Source organism: Kineosporia succinea, from assembly GCF_030811555.1.
In the GTDB taxonomy this organism is placed as follows: domain Bacteria; phylum Actinomycetota; class Actinomycetes; order Actinomycetales; family Kineosporiaceae; genus Kineosporia; species Kineosporia succinea.
Map to the genome: position 1 here is coordinate 486515 of NZ_JAUSQZ010000001.1, position 18912 is coordinate 505426.

The 18912-nt window shown below is 70.8% G+C and carries 15 protein-coding genes; 8 read left to right on the forward strand and 7 right to left on the reverse strand.

From position 1 onward, the window contains the following. The first annotated feature begins 174 nt into the window (after nucleotides 1-174). Together ispG and J2S57_RS02220 are read left to right on the forward strand one after the other, a co-directional pair. A complete protein-coding gene (gene ispG, locus J2S57_RS02215) occupies nucleotides 175-1326 on the forward strand; it encodes a flavodoxin-dependent (E)-4-hydroxy-3-methylbut-2-enyl-diphosphate synthase (RefSeq protein ID WP_307237695.1) in 1152 nt (383 codons plus the stop codon). Nucleotides 1327-1360: 34 nt separating this feature from the next. Next, nucleotides 1361-2212: a GNAT family N-acetyltransferase gene (locus J2S57_RS02220; protein ID WP_307237698.1), complete on the forward strand. Its 852-nt coding sequence runs from the start codon at nucleotides 1361-1363 to the stop codon at nucleotides 2210-2212. A gap of 774 nt (nucleotides 2213-2986) precedes the next feature. Here J2S57_RS02220 and dxr read toward each other — a convergent pair. Both dxr and J2S57_RS02230 read right to left on the reverse strand, forming a co-directional pair. Next, nucleotides 2987-4162: a 1-deoxy-D-xylulose-5-phosphate reductoisomerase gene (gene dxr, locus J2S57_RS02225; protein WP_307237700.1), complete on the reverse strand. Its 1176-nt coding sequence runs from the start codon at nucleotides 4160-4162 to the stop codon at nucleotides 2987-2989. A gap of 45 nt (nucleotides 4163-4207) precedes the next feature. Continuing rightward, the gene (locus tag J2S57_RS02230) at nucleotides 4208-5671 is read right to left on the reverse strand and encodes an NAD-dependent succinate-semialdehyde dehydrogenase (RefSeq protein WP_307237702.1); all 1464 of its coding nucleotides are present in this window, start codon (nucleotides 5669-5671) and stop codon (nucleotides 4208-4210) included. Nucleotides 5672-5722: 51 nt separating this feature from the next. Between J2S57_RS02230 and gabT the strand changes: the two genes are divergently transcribed. Together gabT and J2S57_RS02240 are read left to right on the forward strand one after the other, a co-directional pair. Next, nucleotides 5723-7111 (forward strand): 4-aminobutyrate--2-oxoglutarate transaminase, encoded by a 1389-nt coding sequence (gene gabT, locus J2S57_RS02235; RefSeq protein ID WP_307237704.1) that lies wholly within the window; start codon nucleotides 5723-5725, stop codon nucleotides 7109-7111. A 260-nt stretch (nucleotides 7112-7371) separates the two neighbouring features. Beyond that, nucleotides 7372-8883 (forward strand): EAL domain-containing protein, encoded by a 1512-nt coding sequence (locus J2S57_RS02240; RefSeq protein ID WP_307237706.1) that lies wholly within the window; start codon nucleotides 7372-7374, stop codon nucleotides 8881-8883. Nucleotides 8884-8948: 65 nt separating this feature from the next. On the opposite strand, the gene J2S57_RS02245 is transcribed toward J2S57_RS02240, so the two are convergent. The 5 genes from J2S57_RS02245 to J2S57_RS02265 are packed head-to-tail and all read right to left on the reverse strand — an operon-like array spanning nucleotide 8949 to nucleotide 14501. Further along, nucleotides 8949-10415 (reverse strand): NAD(P)/FAD-dependent oxidoreductase, encoded by a 1467-nt coding sequence (locus J2S57_RS02245; protein ID WP_307237708.1) that lies wholly within the window; start codon nucleotides 10413-10415, stop codon nucleotides 8949-8951. Nucleotides 10416-10437: 22 nt separating this feature from the next. Further along, a complete protein-coding gene (locus J2S57_RS02250) occupies nucleotides 10438-11226 on the reverse strand; it encodes an ABC transporter permease (protein WP_307237710.1) in 789 nt (262 codons plus the stop codon). Beyond that, the gene (locus J2S57_RS02255) at nucleotides 11223-12125 is read right to left on the reverse strand and encodes an ABC transporter permease (RefSeq protein ID WP_307237712.1); all 903 of its coding nucleotides are present in this window, start codon (nucleotides 12123-12125) and stop codon (nucleotides 11223-11225) included. Before J2S57_RS02255 ends, J2S57_RS02250 begins: the two co-directional genes overlap by 4 nt. Nucleotides 12126-12127: 2 nt before the next feature. Next, entirely contained in the window at nucleotides 12128-13258 is a 1131-nt protein-coding gene (locus J2S57_RS02260) for an ABC transporter ATP-binding protein (protein ID WP_307237714.1), read from the reverse strand. 1 nt (nucleotide 13259) lies between these two features. Then, entirely contained in the window at nucleotides 13260-14501 is a 1242-nt protein-coding gene (locus J2S57_RS02265) for an ABC transporter substrate-binding protein (RefSeq protein WP_307237716.1), read from the reverse strand. 484 nt (nucleotides 14502-14985) lie between these two features. Between J2S57_RS02265 and J2S57_RS02270 the strand changes: the two genes are divergently transcribed. From J2S57_RS02270 to J2S57_RS02285, 4 genes are read left to right on the forward strand one after another with little or no spacing between them, the layout of a single operon-like run. After that, entirely contained in the window at nucleotides 14986-15462 is a 477-nt protein-coding gene (locus tag J2S57_RS02270; protein WP_307237718.1) for an Lrp/AsnC family transcriptional regulator, read from the forward strand. Next, nucleotides 15459-16844 carry an aspartate aminotransferase family protein gene (locus tag J2S57_RS02275; RefSeq protein WP_307237720.1) on the forward strand — a complete coding sequence of 462 codons (1386 nt, stop codon included), beginning with the start codon at nucleotides 15459-15461 and terminating at the stop codon, nucleotides 16842-16844. Before J2S57_RS02270 ends, J2S57_RS02275 begins: the two co-directional genes overlap by 4 nt. Next, entirely contained in the window at nucleotides 16841-17488 is a 648-nt protein-coding gene (locus tag J2S57_RS02280) for a pyridoxamine 5'-phosphate oxidase family protein (RefSeq protein WP_307237722.1), read from the forward strand. Before J2S57_RS02275 ends, J2S57_RS02280 begins: the two co-directional genes overlap by 4 nt. Then, entirely contained in the window at nucleotides 17485-18900 is a 1416-nt protein-coding gene (locus J2S57_RS02285) for an NAD(P)/FAD-dependent oxidoreductase (protein ID WP_307237724.1), read from the forward strand. Before J2S57_RS02280 ends, J2S57_RS02285 begins: the two co-directional genes overlap by 4 nt. Nucleotides 18901-18912 lie beyond the last annotated feature (12 nt).

Below are 18912 nucleotides of genomic sequence, written 5' to 3' on the forward strand. Positions count from 1 at the left end.
GCGGGCACCCCGGATGAACATCCGGTGCAGCACCCGTTCGACGGGCCGGTTCGGCGGCGGGGTGAGAAGAGGCACCCTCCGGGACAGGCATAATTGTCCGGCCGGACGGTTGTTCACTCTGGCGGGGGCCGCAGCACGAGTCACGGGGATCTTCAAGGAGGCACGGTTCAGGTCATGAGCGTCAGTCTGGGTATTCCTACCGCGCCACCCCCTGTTCTCAACCCGCGTCGCAAGTCCCGCAAGATCCAGGTCGGCAAGGTCGCGGTCGGCGGTGACGCGCCGGTCTCGGTGCAGTCCATGACCACCACGCTGACCTCCGACATCAACGCCACGCTGCAGCAGATCGCCGAGCTCACGGCCGCGGGCTGCGACATCGTGCGGGTGGCCTGCCCCAGCCAGGACGACGCCGAGGCGCTGCCCGCGATCGCCCGCAAGTCCGGCATCCCGGTGATCGCCGACATCCACTTCCAGCCCAAGTACGTGTTCGCCGCGATCGACGCCGGCTGCGCCGCCGTCCGCGTGAACCCGGGCAACATCCGGCAGTTCGACGACAAGGTCGGCGAGATCGCCAAGGCCGCGAAGGATGCCGGCACCTCGATCCGGATCGGCGTGAACGCCGGCTCGCTCGACAAGCGCCTGCTCGCCAAGTACGGCAAGGCCACGCCCGAGGCGCTGGTCGAGTCCGCGGTGTGGGAGGCCTCGCTGTTCGAGGAGCACGACTTCCACGACTTCAAGATCTCGGTCAAGCACAACGACCCGGTGGTCATGGTGCGGGCCTACGAGCTGCTGGCCCAGCGCGGCGACTGGCCGCTGCACCTCGGCGTCACCGAGGCGGGCCCGGCGTTCCAGGGCACGATCAAGTCGGCCGTCGCCTTCGGCCACCTGCTCGGCCAGGGCATCGGCGACACGATCCGCGTCTCGCTGAGCGCGCCGCCGGTCGAGGAGGTCAAGGTCGGCATCCAGATCCTGCAGTCGCTGAACCTGCGCCCGCGCAAGCTCGAGATCGTGTCCTGCCCGTCCTGCGGCCGCGCCCAGGTCGACGTCTACACGCTGGCCGAGCAGGTGACGGCCGGGCTCGAGGGCATGGAGGTGCCGCTGCGCGTCGCCGTGATGGGCTGCGTGGTGAACGGCCCGGGCGAGGCGCGCGAGGCCGATCTCGGAGTAGCCTCCGGCAACGGCAAGGGCCAGATCTTCGTCAAGGGTGAGGTCGTCAAGACCGTCCCCGAGTCGAAGATCGTCGAGACGCTGATCGAGGAAGCCATGCGGATCGCCGAAGAGATGGGCGAAGATGCGCCGGAGGGCGCTCCTCAGGTGACCGTCAGCTAGCTCGCTGGCTCGTTCGACGACAGGTGGATTGCACGTGCTGCGCTCGGCGCTGAAGGTTCTGGCCAGGGACGACGTCGAAGAGGCGCTGGCCCTGTGCGCCCAGGACCCGGTGGCCAACCTGTTCGTGGCCGCCCGGCTGCGGGCGCTGAAGGGCGACCCGCGCCGGCACGGCGGCGAGATCTGGGGCTGGTACGAGGCCGGTTCGATGCGCGCGGCCTGCTGGTCGGGCGCCAACCTGGTGCCGGTCAACGCGAACGAGCAGGCCGTCGAGGCCTTCGCCTACCGGGCCAAGCGCAGTGGCCGGCAGTGCTCGAGCATCGTCGGCCCGGCGCACATGGTGCTCGGGCTGTGGCAGCACCTGCAGGCCTCGTGGGGTCCGGCGCGCGACATCCGGGCCAACCAGCCACTGATGGCAATGTCCACCGCGCCCACGGTCGAGCCTGACCCGCTGGTCCGCCGGGGGCAGATGTCCGAGCTCGAGCTGCTGGTGCCGGCCTGCGTGGCGATGTTCACCGAGGAGGTCGGCTACTCCCCCGTTGCCGCCGACGGTGGCGCGGTCTACCGGGCGCAGGTCAGCGGGCTCGTCGCCTCGGGACGCTCGTTCGTGCGCATCGACCACACCGAGTCCGGCCCGGTGGTGGTGTTCAAGGCCGAGCTCGGCTCGGTCGTCCCCGAGGCCGTGCAGGTGCAGGGCGTCTGGGTGAACCCCCGCTACCGCGGGCAGGGTGTGGCCGCCCCGGCCATGGCCGCCCTGGTCGAGACGGTGCGTCGCGAGGTCGCGCCGATCGTCTCCCTCTACGTCAACGGCTACAACACCCGGGCCATCCGGGCGTACGAGCGGGTCGGGTTCCAGAAGGTCGGCACCTACGCGACGATCCTCTTCTGAGGCTTGAGGACGCGTCGGCGCACCCGCCCCTCTCTCCTCCCCTAAGGGGTGGGTGAGGTTCCGGGCACGCGCCCTTTCTACCCCGCGGACGCGGCCTGTTATCAACTACGGCTGCGGGACAACAACACCCCCTATACCCAGGCGGTATGGGGGGTGTTGTTGCGCTGGCGCGAGGTAGAGCAGACAGGCCCCTGCCAGACGAGGCACTGGGGGTGGGCCTCTGGCCGGGGAATCCTGGTCGGGGCCATTGGCGGGCGAGGGCCTCTGGCGCGCGAGGGCCTTGGCGCGCGGCCTTGGGTGGGCGGCCCTGGGTGGGCGGCCCACAGTGGGCGGCCCCCGGTGAGTGGCCCCCGGAGGGTGGCCCTGGGTGGGTGGCCCTCGGTGGGTGGCCCTCGGTGGGTGGCCCTCGGTGGGTGGCCCTCGGTGGGTGGCCCTCGGTGGGTGGCCCTCGGTGGGTGGCCCTCGGTGGGTGGCCCTCGGTGGGTGGCCCTCGGTGGGTGGCCCCCGGCGGGGTAAGCTTCAGGGGAACGCCCCAGGCGAGAGGCCTTCCAGGCCCAGCTCCGGGGAAGGACCCATCGGGTGCAGACCAGGCACAGCCCTCAGGTGAGGGTCCGGGCTGGGCCTCCCAGGCTAGGGTCCGGGCCTCCCAGGGCAGAGTCCGGGCCGGGCCTCCCAGGCTAGGGTCCGGGCCGGGCCTCCCAGGCTAGGGTCCGGGCCTCCCAGCGCAGAGTCCGGGGCACACGCGCCGGGCGAGCACCCCTGGGGCCGAGACCCTCAGACAAGCTCTGCCATCCGCTCCTTCGCCCGCGAGCGCGCCCAGGAGTCCGCCGCCAGCACGGCCTCGATCGACAGTTCCCCGGCCTCGGCGTGGTCGGCCAGCACGTCGCCGACGACGTCGAGAATCTGCGTGAAGCCGATCCGCCGGTCGTGGAAGGCCCAGACGCACTCCTCGTTCGCCGCGTTGTAGACCGCCGGGAAGGTGCCCGCGCGCTCACCGGCGGCGCGGGCCAGGGCCACGCCCGGGAAGGCCGCGTCGTCGAGCGGGAAGAACTCCCAGGTGCTGGCCGTGGTCCAGTCCAGGCCCGGGTTGGCGCCGGGAACCCGGTGCGGCCAGGCCATTCCGAGCGCGATCGGCAGGCGCATGTCGGGCGGGGAGCACTGGGCCAGGGTGGAGCCGTCGACGAACTCGACCATCGAGTGCACGATCGACTGCGGGTGCACGACCACGTCGATCCGGTCGAACGGGATACCGAACAGCAGGTGCGCCTCGATCACCTCGAGGCCCTTGTTCACCAGGGTGGCCGAGTTCGTGGTCACCATCAGGCCCATGTCCCAGGTCGGGTGCTTGAGGGCCTGCTCGGGCGTGACCCCGGTGAGCTCGTCCCGGGTGCGACCGCGGAACGGGCCACCGCTGGCCGTCACCACGAGACGCTTCACCTCGTCGGCCGTGCCCCCGCGCAGGGCCTGGGCCAGCGCCGAGTGCTCGCTGTCGACCGGCACGATCTGGCCCGGGGCCGCAGCGCCCGTCACCAGTTCGCCGCCGATGATCAGCGACTCCTTGTTGGCCAGTGCCAGGGTGCTGCCGGCGCCGAGCGCGGCCAGGGTGGGGGCCAGGCCGATGGCACCGGTGATGCCGTTGAGCACGACGTCGGCCGGGCGGGAGGCGATCTCGGCCGCGGCGTCCGGACCGGCCAGCACCTCGATGCCGTGCCCCGCCCCCGCGCGCCGGATCAGGGCCTCTTCCAGGGCCTCCCGCTGAGCGGAGTCACCCGTCGACACCACGGACACCCGCAACTGCGCCGCCTGGGACGCCAGCAACTCGATGTTGCCGCCCCCGGCGGCGAGGCCGGTGACCCGGAATCGGTCGGGGTTGGCATGCACCACGTCGATCGCCTGGGTACCGATGGAACCGGTGGATCCGAGCAGGACGACGTCGCGAGGTTCAGACATGGCGGCCAGTCTGGCAGCCCACCCGGGCGGCCCCGGAACGCAGGTCTACAGGGCGATCCCCACGTACTTCGTCTCCAGGTACTCCTCGATCCCCTCGACGCCACCCTCGCGTCCGTACCCGGAGTGCTTCACCCCGCCGAACGGGGCCGCCGGGTTCGACACGATGCCCTGGTTGAGGGCCACCATGCCGGTCTCGAGTCCCTCGGCCACCGTCAGCGCCCGCGACACGTCGCGCGTGAACACGTAGGCCACGAGCCCGAACTGGGTGTCGTTGGCCATGGCGAGCGCCTCCTCGTCGGTGTGGAAGGTGGTGATCGGCGCGACCGGCCCGAAGATCTCCTCGGACAGCATGCGGGCGCCCGGCTCGACCCCGGTGAGCACAGTGGGCGCGTAGAAGTAGCCGCGCTCCCCCACCGGCGAACCGCCGACGAGAACCTTCGCACCCGCGTCCACCGCGTCGGCCACCAGTTCACCCACCTTGTCGCGCGCCGCCCCGTCGACGAGGGGCCCGACGTCCACGCCCTCCTCGGTGCCGCGTCCCAGCTTGAGCGCCCCCATCCGGCCGGCGAGCCGCGTCGCGAACTCCTCGGCCACCGACTGGTGCACCAGGAAGCGGTTGGCCGCCGTGCAGGCCTCGCCGATGTTGCGCATCTTGGCGAGCATGGCGCCCTCGACGGCGGCGTCCAGATCGGCGTCGGGAAAGACCAGGAAGGGCGCGTTGCCGCCGAGTTCCATGCTCACACGCAGCAACTGGGTGGCCGACTGCTCGACGAGTCTGCGGCCGACCGGCGTGGATCCGGTGAAGGAGAGCTTGCGCAGCCGGTGGTCGCGCACCAGCGGCTCGACCACGGCCGGGGTCTTCGAGGTGGTGACGACGTTGAGGACGCCGTCGGGCAGGCCCGCGTCGGCGAGCAGGGCCGCCAGGGCGTACATCGACAGCGGGGTCTGGGGCGCGGGCTTGACCACCATCGTGCAGCCGGCCGCGATCGCCGGGCCGATCTTGCGGGTGCCCATGGCCAGCGGGAAGTTCCAGGGCGTGATGAACAGGCAGGGGCCGACCGGCTGCTTCATCGTGAGCAGGCGGGTGGCGCCGTTCGGGGCGGTCGACCAGCGGCCCGCGACCCGCACGGCCTCCTCCGAGAACCAGCGGAAGAACTCGGCGGCGTAACCGATCTCGGCCCGCGACTCGGCCAGGCTCTTGCCCATCTCCAGAGTCATGACCAGGGCCAGGTCGTCGGCGCGGTCGATCATCAGCTCGTAGGCGCGGCGCAGGATCTCGCCGCGGTCGCGCGGGGGCGTCGCGGCCCACTGCTTCTGTTTCGCGTCGGCGGCGGCGAGCGCGTCGAGGGCGTCGCTCACCGAGGCGTCGGCGACGGTCGCGATCACCTCGCCGGTCGAGGGGTCTTCGACGTCCATCCGGGCCGCGCCGGACGCGGGGCGCCACTGGCCGGCGATGAAGAGGTTCGTCGGGACGGCGTCGAGCACGGCCGTCTCAGAGGAGGTGGTCATCTGCGCGGTTCCTCCGGGATTCTTCTCGACGGGCGAACTTATGCTGAGCTCATGCCCGACCCCACCCTCCCCCAGTCCGGCGCCGTGGGCGAGTCCGCCGCGCAGCCCGTCCCCCAGAAGCGCAGCCTCGTCACCGAGCTGCCCGGTCCCCGTTCCCGCGAGCTCGCCGCCCGCCGCGACGCCGCCGTGGCCGGTGGCGTGAGCAGCCTGATGCCGGTGTTCGCCGCCCGGGCCGGGGGCGGCATCGTGGTCGACGTCGACGGCAACCACCTGATCGACCTGGGCTCCGGCATCGCCGTCACCACGGTGGGCCACTCGGTGCCCGCCGTCGTGCGGGGCGTGCAGCGGCAGATCGCCGAGTTCAGCCACACCTGTTTCACCATCACCCCGTACGAGGGCTATGTCGCGGTGTGCGAGGCCCTGAACCGGCTCACCCCGGGTGATTTCGAGAAGCGGTCGGCACTGTTCAACTCGGGCGCCGAGGCCGTGGAGAACGCGGTGAAGATCGCCCGCCGGGCCACCGGCCGCGACGCGGTGGTGGTGTTCGACCACGCCTACCACGGGCGCACCAACCTGACGATGGCGATGACCGCCAAGAACATGCCGTACAAGGACGGTTTCGGCCCGTTCGCCGGTGAGGTGTTCCGGGCGCCGATGTCCTACCCGCTGCGCGACCCGCTGGGGTCCGACGGGGCGGCGGCCGCGGCCCGCGCGATCAGCGACATCGAGAGCCAGGTGGGCGCGAACCGGGTGGCCTGCCTGGTGATCGAGCCGATCCAGGGTGAGGGTGGTTTCATCGAGCCCGCCCCGGGTTTCGTGCCCGCGCTGTCCGCCTGGTGCACCGCCAACGGGGTGGTGTTCGTGGCCGACGAGGTGCAGTCCGGCTTCGCCCGCACCGGGCACTTCTTCGCCGTCGAGCACGAGGGTGTGGTGCCCGACCTGGTCGTCACGGCCAAGGGCATCGCCGGGGGCATGCCGCTGTCGGCGGTCACCGGCCGGGCGTCGATCATGGACGCGGCCCACGCCGGCGGCATCGGTGGCACCTACACGGGTAATCCGGTGTCGTGCGCGGCCGCCCTCGCCGCGATCGAGACGATCGAGGCCGACGGGCTGGTCGAGGCCGGGCGCCGTCTGGGCGATCGGCTGCGGTCGTTCCTGCTCGATCTGGCGGCGAAGTTCCCCCAGCTGGTGGACGTGCGGGGGCGCGGGGCCATGCAGGCGATCGAGATCGCCGTTCCCGGCTCCGGCGCACCGGACGCGGGCCTGGCGGCCCGGATCGCGAGGCACTGCCACCGCAACGGCGTGATCACGCTGACCTGCGGCACCTACGGCAACGTCATCCGCCTGCTGCCGCCGGTCACGATCGACGACGACCTCCTCGACGACGCGCTCTCGGTACTGGCCGACGCGTTCGCCGCGGAGGCCTCCGTCACGGCCTGAGAGCGCCCTAACGGACGCCCGTCGCATAGTCGCGGTGCGTGACGCTGTGAGGCGCCTGTTCATCGGCGATCCACCCAGCATCACGCACCGCAGCACGGATTCCCGGGGTTTACCCCCACCTGCGTGACGAGGTCTCCACTGATTGTGACGCAAGAACGGCCGTTCAGATGATCCCTCTGTGACGGCCCTGTGGAAGGCTCAGGGCCGAGGCCGCAATCCCACGGCCTGGTCCCAGCCCTCTTCCCCCAGGGGTCGCACGAATGGCAAGCGCCTCTGTCCCGTCCGCCCGGCGCGGCTCGGCGACACACGAGGACGGGCACTGCGACCGGTCCGGCAGCTCTCACCCGGTGGCCGGCAGCCTGCACAACGTCTCGGCCGACGCCGCGCGCCGCCTCCAGCAGGCCGCGGTGCGCCGGGTCGTCTCCGGCGGTGGCCCCGAGATCGTGTACCAGCCGCAGCTCTCGCTCTCCCGGATGACGGTCGAGGGCTACGAGGCGCTGGCCCGCTTCCCCGACTCCCCGATCCGCGGCACCGAGGACTGGTTCACCCGGGCGCGCGAGCTCGGCCTCGGCATCGCCCTGGAGACCTCGGCCGTGGAACGCGCCCTGGCCCGGCGCCACGAACGCCCGGCCGGCACCACGATCGCCGTCAACGTCTCGCCCGCCGTGCTGACCAGCCCGTCGTTCGCCTCGGTGCTGCCCGACGACCTGACCGGCGTCGAGATCGAGCTGACCGAGCACGAGTGGTCACCCGGCACCGGCCCGCTGCGCCGCAGCCTCGACCACCTGCGCGAGCGCGGCGCCCGGATCGCGATCGACGACGTCGGCACCGCGCACTCGGGTCTGCGCCGGGTCATCGACCTGTCACCCGACAAGCTCAAGCTCGACCGGGTGCTGGTGCAGGGCGTGGCGCACAGCTCGTCGAAGGCCGCACTGATCCGGGCCGTCGTCGACCTGGCCGAGCAGATCGGGGCCACGGTCTGCGCCGAGGGTGTGGAGAACCTCGACGACCTGGAGGCCGTGGCCGACCTGGACGTCGCCTCGGCCCAGGGCTGGGCGATCGGCATGCCGGAGAGCGACTTCCGCGACGCCGAGCCCGGGGCGGTGCGCTCGGCCGAGGACCGGCTGGTGGTCATGCTGTCCGGAGGCCACCGCGCGAGCCTGCCCCCGCAGACCTACGCCGCGCAGTCCCCCACGGTCCCGATCCGGGTGGAGGCTCCCACCCCGGCGACGCCCGCCGTCCCGGGCTCTCAGCCCGGCGCGTCCCCCATCGATCTGCGCAGCACCCCGCCCGTGGCCGACGTGGAGGAACTGCTCACCCGCCTCACCACCGTCACCGACCTCCCCGCGCTGCACTCCCTGGTCGGCGGTTGCGGCCAGGTGCTCGGCGCCGACTCCATGGTCGTCAGCGTGCTCTCGGCCGACGGCGCCACCCTGGCCGCCGCGCATCACCCGGGCACGTTCGGCGAGACCTTCCCGCTCACCGGCTACCCCCTCACCCAGGTCTGCCTGAGCACCCGCACGGTGATCCCGGTCTACCGCGGCGACGAGCCGGTCACCGACCGCGCCCCCGGCGAGCAGAGCGAGTGCGACCTGCTGCACCGCACCGGTTTCGAGACCGTGCTGATGGTGCCCGTGATCAGCCGCGACCGGGTGATCGGCCTGCTGGAGTGCTACCGCCGCGACGACGCCCCCTGGTCACGCCGCCAGATCCGCTCGGCCCGCACGGTCGCCGCGATGCTCGGACCGGTCATGGACGGCCTGCTCACCTAGGACCACCCAGGCCCCCCAAGGCCACCCAGGCCCCCAAGATCCCCAAGGACCACCCAGGACAGGGCCTAACTGTCGAACCCCATCCCCATCCGGTCCAGCAGCCGCAGCCACGCGTTGCGCCGCCCGGCCGTCGCGTCCGCCCGTCCCAGACTCGCCCGGGTCAGCTGGATCCCCGCCCAGCGCAACGGTTCCGGCGGGAACGGCAGGGGCGGGCGGCGCACCATGGCCAGCCGCGTGCGCTCGTTCGACACCCCCTCGAGCAGGTCCAGCGCCACCGAGGCACCGAACCGCGACGCCCCCACCCCCAGCCCGGTGTACCCGTTCACCGAGACCACCTTGCGCCCCAGAGCCGGCTTCCACAGTGCCGTGAACCGGGTGCTCGTGTCGATCGCCCCGCCCCACGCATGCGTGAAACGCAGCCCGCGCACCTGCGGGAACGTGGTGAAGAAGTGCTCCGCCAGCCGTTTCGACGTCTCGGGGTGCCGCATCCGCCGCTGCGTCAGGTCCGAGCCGTAGTAGTACAGCGCGTCGTAACCACCCCAGACCACCCGCCGGTCGGGCGTCGTGCGGTAGTAGTGGAACTGGTTGCCCGCGTCCGAGATTCCCTGTCCCCCGTGCCATCCCAGATCGTCCCACTGCCGGTCACTGAGCGGCTCGGTCGCCAGCACGTGGTCCCACACCGGCACCGTGAACGGCCGCACGCGGCGCAACGGGCTGGGGAACACGTTGGTCGCCAGCACCACCCGGCTCGCCCTGACCGTATGGTTCCTGACGACGGTGGACGCGGGTGCCGCTGCCAGCCCCGTGTCCAGTCCCGTGGTCACGGACACCGCGACCCGCGAGCCCTCGTCCCGCACCCCCACCACCCGCGTCCCCTCGTACACCCGCACCCCGAGGGAAACCGCCGCCGCCGCCAGCCCGAGCACCAGGCGGGCCGGGTCGAGAACCGCCGTGGAGTCCGGGTCCACCGCCCCGCCGAGATACGTGTGTGACGAGGCGACCGCCCGGGCCTGGACCGCGTCCAGCATCGAGACCCGGCCACCCAGCTGCCGGGACGCGTCCACCTGAGCGGAGAGCGCATCCACCTGCCAGGGCTCGACCGCCGCGACCATCTCGCCCGCCCGCGTCCACCCGCAGTCGATGCCATGAGCCAGCACCGTGCGCTCGATCGCGTCGAGGTTCTCGCGGCCCAGCCGCTGCAGCAGCCCGATCTCGTCCGGCCACCGTGCCAGGCCGTTGGCCAGGCCGTGGGTCAGCGTCGCGGAGCAGAACCCGCCGTTGCGCCCACTCGCCGCCCACCCCAGGGAACCGGCCTCGACCAGGGCGACCACGCGTCCCGGATTCTGCTCCGCCGCCTGCAACGCCGCCCACAACCCGGTGAAACCGCCACCCACCACGAGCAGGTCGACCAGGAGGTCCGCGTCGACGGGCGGGTGCTGCGGACCGGTGAAACCGTCCAGCCACAACGGTGAATGCTTCACCCCGGCCAGGGATCCACCGGCCCAGGACTGCGTCTGCCCGTTCCGTGCCATCCCCGGCCTCCCTGAGATCCGTCTACGGTTGTGAAACCCGGCGCCACCGGAACAGCTCAGCCGCCAGCACGATCCCCATCGCCAGCAGGAACATCGCCGAGCCGATCACGTACGCGTCGGCCGGAATACCGCGCTGCGCCGAGACGTACACGAACTTCGGGAACGTGTTCACGTCGCCGGACACGAAGTTGGTGATGATGAAGTCGTCGAACGACAGGCTGAACGCCAGCAGTGCCGCCCCCGCGATACCCGGCGCCACCAGCGGCAGGGTGATGCGGCGGAAGGTCTCGAACTCGTTCGCGTACAGGTCCTGCGCCGCCTGCTCCAGCCGCGGGTCGAGCGAGGCGATCCGGGCCTTCACCGCCACCACCACGAAACTGATGCTGAACATGACGTGCGCGATCACGATGGTGGTGAAGCCCAGCGGGATGCGCATGTTCAGGAACAGCGTCAGCAGCGACGCGGCCAGCACCACCTCGGGCGTGGCCATCGGCAGGAAGATGAGCAGGTTGGTGGGCGTGCGGCCACGGAACCGGTAGCGGGCCAGGGCGAACGCCACCATCGTGCCCAGCACCGTGGCCAGCACGGTCGAGGTCAGGCCGATCTTCAGGCTGTTACCCAGCGCGGTGCACACGTCGGGCGCGCTGCAGGGATTGGCCCAGTTCTCCAGCGTGAACCCGCGCCAGGTCAGGTTGCTGCGCGCGGGCCGGTTGAAGCTGAACACCATCACGTAGGCGATCGGCGTGAAGATGTAGATGAAGGCGATCACGCCGTAGACGTGCAGCGCGTGCCGGGAGAGCCACCGCTTCATACGAGCTCCTCCGTGCCGGCGCGGCGCACGTAGAGCACGACCAGCACCAGGATGATGGCCATCAGCACGAAACTGAGCACCGCGGCGGTCGGGTAGTCGACGACCCGGAAGAATCGGCTCTCCACCACGTTGCCGACCATCGTGGTGCGGCTGTTGCCGAGCAGCGCCGCGTTCACGTAGTCGCCCGAGGCCGGGATGAACGTGAGCAGCGTGCCCGCCACCACCCCCGGCATCGACAGCGGGAAGGTGACCTTGCGCAGCACCGCGAAACCGTTGCCGTACAGGTCTCCCCCGGCCTCGATCAGCCGCGGGTCGATGCGCTCCAGGCTGGAGTACAGCGGCAGCACCATGAACGGCAGGAAGTTGTAGGTGATGCCCGCGACCACCGCGAACGCGCTGGCGGTGACGGCCATGTCCTGCGGGATCAGGTGCAGCCACTTCAGGGTGGAGACCACGGTGCCGTCGTCGGAGAGGATCTGCCGCCAGGCCAGGGTGCGCAGCACGAAGCTGGTGAAGAACGGGGCCACCACCAGCACGAGCAGCAGGTTTCTCAGGCGTCCGGCCTTGAGGGCGATCAGGTAGGCCAGCGGGTAGCCGATCGCCAGGCAGAGCAGCGTGGCCAGCGTCGAGTAGAAGAAGCTGCGGGCGAAGTGCTCCTTGTACTCACCGATGGTGTCCCAGTAGTTCACCAGGTGGAACGTCTGCACGAACTCGCCGGGAATGCCACTGCCCGAAGGGGTCTGGGTGGAGGTGCCGGCCAGGGTGAAGAGCGGCACCACGAAGAAGATCCCGAGCCAGAGCAGGCCGGGGAGCAGGAGCAGCGCGACGGTGCGCAGCTGCCGGCCGCGGGCGCGCGGGAGTTCTGCCTGCGTATCGGTGTGGGGGGCGATGGCGGCCATGGTCAGCCCTGCGCCACGGTCTCGAGGTCATCGACGTTCTCGACGCCCGCGGCCGCGTCCCCGGCCAGGGCGAAGCTGTGGTCGGGTTCCCAGCTCAGGGTCACGGCGGTGCCGTCGGCGAAACGGTCGGCCACGCCCAGGTTCTGCGCGAACACGGTGAGGTCCTGGCCCCACGGCATGCGTACCAGGTACTGGGTGGAGACTCCCAGGTAGCTCGCGTCGATCACCCGGCCGCCGGTGAGTGTGTTGGTGCCTGAGGACGTTTCGGTCGCCTCGGCGGTCAGGCGGATCTTCTCGGGGCGGACGCCGAGGAGGAGCTCCGGCTGGGGGGACGCACGCCTGCTGAGCACCCGTACCTTCTGCCCGTGGGTCTCGAGCGTCGTGTAGTCGCCGTCAGTACCGTGCCTGGTCGCCTCCACCAGGTTGGACTGCCCGAGGAAGTTCGCCACGAACGTGGTGTCCGGCGCCTCGTACAGCTCGCTCGGCGCCCCGAGCTGCTCGATCTTCCCGTGGTTCATCACCGCGACCCGGTCGGCCATCGTCATGGCCTCCTCCTGGTCGTGCGTGACGTGCACGAAGGTGATGCCGACCTCGGTCTGGATGCGCTTGAGCTCGATCTGCATCTGGCGGCGCAGTTTCAGGTCGAGCGCGCCCAGCGGCTCGTCGAGCAGCAGCACCTGCGGCCGGTTGACCACGGCCCGGGCCAGGGCGATGCGCTGTTGCTGACCGCCCGACAGCTGAGCCGGCTTGCGTCGGGCCAGGTGCCCCAGCTCGACCAGGTCGAGCGCCTCGGTGGCCTGCTTCCTCACGTCCTTCACACCGCGCCGGCGCAGGCCGAACGCCACGTTCTCGAAGATCGTCAGGTGCGGGAAGAGCGCGTAGTTCTGGAAGACCGTGTTCACCGGCCGCTGGTACGGCTTGGTGTGCGTGACGTCGAGATCGCCCAGGTGGATGGTGCCCTCGGTGGGCTCCTCGAGCCCGGCGACCATCCGCAGCGTGGTGGTCTTGCCGCAGCCGCTGGGCCCGAGCAGCGCGAAGAACGAGCCCTCGGGGATGGTCAGGTCGAGCCCGTCGACCGCCACGAAACTGCCGAACCGCTTGGAGACGCCGGTCAGGCGCAGGTCGCCGGCCATCTCAGTTGCCCAGCACGCGCTGGAACTCGGAGGCGAACTCGGTCTGCTCGGTGCCGGTCAGGGTGCGGAACACCTTGACCTTGGCCAGGTCCGACTCGCTCGGGAAGATGCTGGGGTTCTCCGCGAGCGCCGCCAGCTCCTTGTCCTTGCTGGAGGCCATGACCTCCTGAGCACCCTTCACCGGGCAGATGTAGTTCACGTAGGCGGCGACCTCGGCCGCGACCTCGGGCTCGTAGTAGTAGTTCATGAGGGCCTCGGCGTTCGCCTTGTGCGGCGAGCCGATCGGCACCAGCATGTTGTCGCTCCACAGCAGGCCGCCGGCCTCGGGCACGACGAACTCCCACTTGTCGCCGTTCTCGGCGTTGATCTGGGTGATGTCGCCCGACCAGCCGATCACCGCGAGCGCGTCGCCGGAGATCAGGTCCTCCTTGTAGGAGTTGCCCTTGACCTGGCGGATCTGGCCGTTGCCGAGGTTCTCCTCGAGCACGTCGAGGGCGTTGCCGAACTGGTCGGCGGTGAAGTCGCCGGAGATGTCGACGCCCTGCTGCAGCATGATCAGGCCGAGGGTGTCGCGCATCTCGGAGAGCACCTCGACCTTGCCCTTGAGCTCGGGCTTCCAGAGGTCGTCGACGCTCTTCAGGCCCTGCGGCAGCCGCTCCTTGTTCCAGGCGATGCCCGCGTAGCCGGACTGCCAGGTCAGGGAGTAGTTGCGGCCGTTGTCGAAGTCGACGCTCTTGAGGTTGTCGAGGATGTTGGCGGCGTTGGGAATGCTGGCCTGATCGAGCTTCTGGGCGTAGCCCTGCTCCAGGAGGCGGGCGGCCATCCAGTCGGTGAAGACGACGACGTCCTTGCCGATGTCCTGGCCGTTGCGCAGCTGGCCCTGGATCTTGCCGTAGTACGAGTCGTTGTCCTCGATCGCCTCGTCGTACGTGGCCTTGATCCCGGTCTCGGACTGGAACGCCTCGAGACTGGGATACTTCTTGGTGTCCTCGTCGTAGTCCAGGTAGAGCGTCCAGTTGGCCCAGTTCACGGTCTTGTCGGAGGCCGAGGTGTCCGTGGCCGCCGCGGGTTTGGCGTTGCCGCTGCTGCCGGTGGTGGTGCCGGAGGTCCCGCAGGCGGCGAGCGCGGCGCCCAGGCCGAGCATTCCGGCGCCACCCATCAGCCGGCGGCGGGAGAAGCTCTGCTGCGCCCGGATCACGGCCGCGGCCTCGGGGGAGAGCGGACGGCGGCGACGCTGGGTCATGGACGAAAGTCCTTTCGTGACGCTACGGGTGGCACTGTAGGAGCGGCGCGCTTCGGGGCGGCTGGTCGTGCGGCCTCGGCCGGGGAGCGTCAGCCTAAGCGCGGAATTCGGCAACCAAGCCGATCACGCATCGTTCGCAACACGTCGTTAACTTTCGCGGTGACCGGTCACCCGTCTCACAGGCCGTGACCGTCATTGCTGAACCCGGGGCGGAACTGCTCGGATACTGGCACGCAGTAAAGATGCACGGCAAGGCGTCAACGTAGTTTTCCGTGGCGTTCGCCGGGGAAAGCAACGGATTCGTTACCGGATCAGCACCGATCGCCCGGATTCCGGCGGCACGGGCGGTTTTCCGATGCCCCGGGGCCTCGTTTCTGCGGTTCCCGTGGTCAAGGCACCCCGTCAGCATGGATTCGCACTGTTATCGCGCCGGAAACAACGGAATCTATTGCCGAACGACGGTTGAACCAGCGAGGATCGCAGGGTGACGCGTAAACCTCCGCGACCGTCCGCCCAGCCTCTCGACGAGACCTCGAAGCAGATCATCGAGCAGCTGCAGGAAGACGGCCGCCGTCCCTACGCCGCGATCGGCAAGGCCGTGGGCCTGTCCGAGGCGGCCGTCCGGCAGCGGGTGCAGCGGCTGCAGGACGGCGGGGTCATGCAGATCGTCGCGGTGACCGATCCGGTCCAGGTCGGGTTCGCCCGGCAGGCGATGATCGGCGTGAAGGTCGACGGGGAGATCGATCCGGTCGCCGACGAGCTGTCGGCGATGGCCGAGGTGGACTACGTCGTGGTCACCGCCGGCTCGTTCGACCTCCTGGTCGAGGTGGTCTGTGAGGACGACGACCACCTCCTCGACGTGGTGGGCCGGCGCATCCGGGGTCTGCCCGGCGTCCGCAGCACGGAGACCTTCGTCTATCTGAAGCTCCGCAAGCAGCTCTACAACTGGGGTACCCGATGACCGATGCTCTGACGCAGGCTCTTCAGGAGAAGTCCCGCGACCACCTGTGGTTGCACTTCACGCGGCACTCCGGGTACTTCGGCGAGAACCCCGACCCGGTGCCGATCATCGTGCGTGGCGAGGGTCACCACATCTACGACTCCCACGGCAAGCAGTACATCGACGGCCTGGCCGGGCTTTTCGTGGTGCAGGCCGGGCACGGGCGGGACGAGCTGGCGCAGGCGGCGGCGAAGCAGGCGAAGGAGCTGGCCTACTTCCCGCTCTGGTCGTACGCCACTCCCCCGGCGATCGAGCTGGCCGACCGGCTGGCGCAGTACGCGCCGGGCGACCTGAACCGGGTCTTCTTCACCACCGGTGGCGGTGAGGCCGTGGAGAGCGCCTGGAAGCTGGCCAAGCAGTACTTCAAGCTCAAGGGCAAGCCGGGCAAGACCAAGGTGATCTCGCGGTCGATCGCCTACCACGGCACCACCCAGGGCGCGTTGTCGATCACCGGGATCCCTGGCCTGAAGGCGCCTTTCGAGCCGCTGGTGCCGGGCGCGTTCCGGGTTCCGAACACCAACATCTACCGGGCCGAGGCGCAGTTCCGCGACGACCCGAAGGGCTTCGGCCGCTGGGCCGCCGACCGCATCGCCGAGGCCATCGAGTTCGAGGGCGCCGACACCGTGGCGGCCGTGTTCCTCGAGCCGGTGCAGAACGCCGGTGGTTGTTTCCCGGCGCCGCCCGGCTACTTCGAGCGGGTGCGCGAGATCTGCGACCAGTACGACGTGCTGCTCGTGTCCGACGAGACGATCTGCGCGTTCGGCCGGGTCGGGGGCATGTTCGCCTGCTCCGAGATGGGCTACGTGCCCGACATGATCACCTGCGCGAAGGGCATGACCAGCGGCTACTCCCCGATCGGGGCGATGATCGCGAGCGACCGCCTGTTCGAGCCGTTCTCGAGGGACGCCACCTATTTCCCGCACGGCTACACCTTCGGCGGGCACCCGGTGTCCGCGGCGGTCGGCCTGGCCAACCTCGACCTGTTCGAGCGCGAGGGCCTGCTCGAGAACGTGCGCACCAACGGGCCGGCGTTCCGCGCCACCCTGGAGAAGCTGCGCGACCTGCCGATCGTGGGCGACGTGCGCGGCGAGGGCTTCTTCTACGGCATCGAGATGGTGAAGGACAAGACCACCCGCGAGACCTTCACCGAGGCCGAGTCCGAGCGGCTGCTGCGCGGTTTCCTGTCCAGGGCGCTGTTCGAGGCCGGGCTGTACTGCCGGGCCGACGACCGCGGCGACCCGGTGATCCAGCTGTCGCCGCCGCTCACGCTGGGGCAGGCCGAGTTCGACGAGATCGAGGGCATCCTGCGCTCGGTGCTGACGGAAGCGTGGAACCGGTTGTGAAGGAACGTCCCCGGACGCTGGTCCGGCGTCTGCCGAACAAGCAGGTCACCGAGCTCGAGGCGCTGCACGCGGTGCTCGACGCGGCCCTGGTCGCGCACGTGGCGGTGCCCGCCCCGGGCCGGCTGGCCGTGGTGCCGGTCGGCGCGGCCCGCGACGGCGACCGGCTGCTGATCCACGGGTCCAGCGCGTCGCAGGCGTTCCGCTTCCTCGCCACCGGGGTCGAGACGTGCACCACCATCACCCTGCTGGACGGGGTGGTGGTGGCGCGCAGCCAGTTCGAGTCGTCGATGAACTACCGCAGCGCCATGCTCTTCGGTGCCTACTCCGCGCTGGAGGGCCCGGAGAAGGAGCGGGGGCTGGCAGTGCTGGCCGAGGCCCTGATGCCCGGGATGGCCCAGGCGCGCACGCCGTCGCCGAAAGAGCTGCTGGCCACGTCCGTGCTCGCTCTTCCCCTCACCGAGTGGTCGCTCAAGGTGTCGGACCGGGCCGAGCCCGACGACGCCTCCGAAGACCTCGACAGCCCGGTCTGGGGCGGCGTCGTGCCGCTGCACCACGTCTGGGGCGAACCCGTCACCGCTCCCGGCCTGCCGGGAAATCCCGATGTCCCGCAGGCCCTTTCGCAGTGGCCGGAGGGCCGCTCGTGAACTACCGCTCGCTGTCGCTGTGGCTCGACCAGGTGGCGGAGGCGGGTGATCCGCTCACGCCGCGGGCGCCGCTCGACGGTGATCTCGACGTCGACGTGTGCATCGTCGGAGGCGGGCTGACCGGCCTGTGGACGGCGTACTACCTGCTGCGCGCCGAGCCGACGCTGCGGGTGGCGGTGCTCGAGGCGCAGATCGCGGGCTTCGGGGCGAGTGGCCGTAACGGCGGCTGGTGCTCGGCGCTGTTCCCGTCCGGCTTCTCGTCCCTGGCCCGGCGGCACGGGGCCGACGCGGCGACGGCGATGCGACGCGCGATGAACGACACCGTCGAGGAGGTCGGGCGGGTCACCGCGGCCGAGGGCATCGACTGCGACTTCGTGCGCGGCGGCACGATCGAGCTGGCACGCTCGGCGGCACAGCTGACCCGGGTGCGGTCGGCGGTCGAGGCCGATGCCGCCCGGGGCGGTCTCGACGGTTACGAGATGTGGGACGACGCGGTCACCTCCACGCGTGTGCGGGCTTCCGGGGTGGTCGGCGCCGGGTACACCCCGCACTGCGCACGGCTCCATCCCGCCCGGCTGGTGCGAGGACTCGCCACCGTGGTGGAGGGTCTGGGCGCGCTGGTGCTCGAGCAGACCCCGGCCCTGGAGATCCTCCCCCGTACCCCGGACAACGGCGCCGGTGGGGCCGGGCCGCGGGTGCGCACCGAGCGGGGCACCGTGTACGCGCAGCACGTGGTGCGCGCCACCGAGGCCTGGACGTCACAGCTTCCCGGCACCCGGCGGGCGATCGCGCCGATCTACTCACTGATGGTGGCGACCGAGCCGCTGCCGCCCGAGTTCTGGGACCGCGTGGGCCTGAGCCGGGGCGAGACCTTCACCGACGCACGGCATCTCGTCATCTACGGCCAGCGCACCGCCGACGACCGCATCGCCTTCGGCGGGCGCGGGGCGCCGTACCACTTCGGCTCCCGCATCGCCCCGGCGTCCGACCGCGACGACCGGGTGTTCGGTGCGCTGCGCCGCACCCTGACCGACCTGTTCCCCGACCTGCGCGGTTTCGGGTTCACCCACGGCTGGGGCGGACCGCTCGGCATCGCCCGCGACTGGAACGCCTCGGTCGGGCTCGACCCCGCCTCGGGCATCGCCTGGGCCGGCGGTTACGTGGGCGACGGCCTGTCCACCACGAACCTGGCCGGGCGCACCCTGACCGACCTGCTCCTGCGGCACGACACCGACCTCGTGCGCCTGCCCTGGGTCGGCCACCGCTCGCGGCGCTGGGAGCCGGAACCGCTGCGCTGGCTCGGCACCAACGCCGGGCTGCGCGCGATGACCGCGGCCGACGTGGAGGAACGGGTCACCGGACGCGAGTCGGTGGCCGCCCGCCTGATGGCCCCCTTCCTGGGCGGTCACTGACCGGGCGACCAC

Bases quoted from the DNA above. Each gene is read 5' to 3' on its own strand.
- ispG (WP_307237695.1), top strand. From the start codon at position 175: ATGAGCGTCAGTCTGGGTATTCCTACCGCGCCACCCCCTGTTCTCAAC.
- dxr (WP_307237700.1), bottom strand. From the start codon at position 4,162: ATGTCTGAACCTCGCGACGTCGTCCTGCTCGGATCCACCGGTTCCATC.
- J2S57_RS02230 (WP_307237702.1), bottom strand. From the start codon at position 5,671: ATGACCACCTCCTCTGAGACGGCCGTGCTCGACGCCGTCCCGACGAAC.
- gabT (WP_307237704.1), top strand. From the start codon at position 5,723: ATGCCCGACCCCACCCTCCCCCAGTCCGGCGCCGTGGGCGAGTCCGCC.
- J2S57_RS02240 (WP_307237706.1), top strand. From the start codon at position 7,372: ATGGCAAGCGCCTCTGTCCCGTCCGCCCGGCGCGGCTCGGCGACACAC.
- J2S57_RS02245 (WP_307237708.1), bottom strand. From the start codon at position 10,415: ATGGCACGGAACGGGCAGACGCAGTCCTGGGCCGGTGGATCCCTGGCC.
- J2S57_RS02250 (WP_307237710.1), bottom strand. From the start codon at position 11,226: ATGAAGCGGTGGCTCTCCCGGCACGCGCTGCACGTCTACGGCGTGATC.
- J2S57_RS02255 (WP_307237712.1), bottom strand. From the start codon at position 12,125: ATGGCCGCCATCGCCCCCCACACCGATACGCAGGCAGAACTCCCGCGC.
- J2S57_RS02260 (WP_307237714.1), bottom strand. From the start codon at position 13,258: ATGGCCGGCGACCTGCGCCTGACCGGCGTCTCCAAGCGGTTCGGCAGT.
- J2S57_RS02265 (WP_307237716.1), bottom strand. From the start codon at position 14,501: ATGACCCAGCGTCGCCGCCGTCCGCTCTCCCCCGAGGCCGCGGCCGTG.
- J2S57_RS02275 (WP_307237720.1), top strand. From the start codon at position 15,459: ATGACCGATGCTCTGACGCAGGCTCTTCAGGAGAAGTCCCGCGACCAC.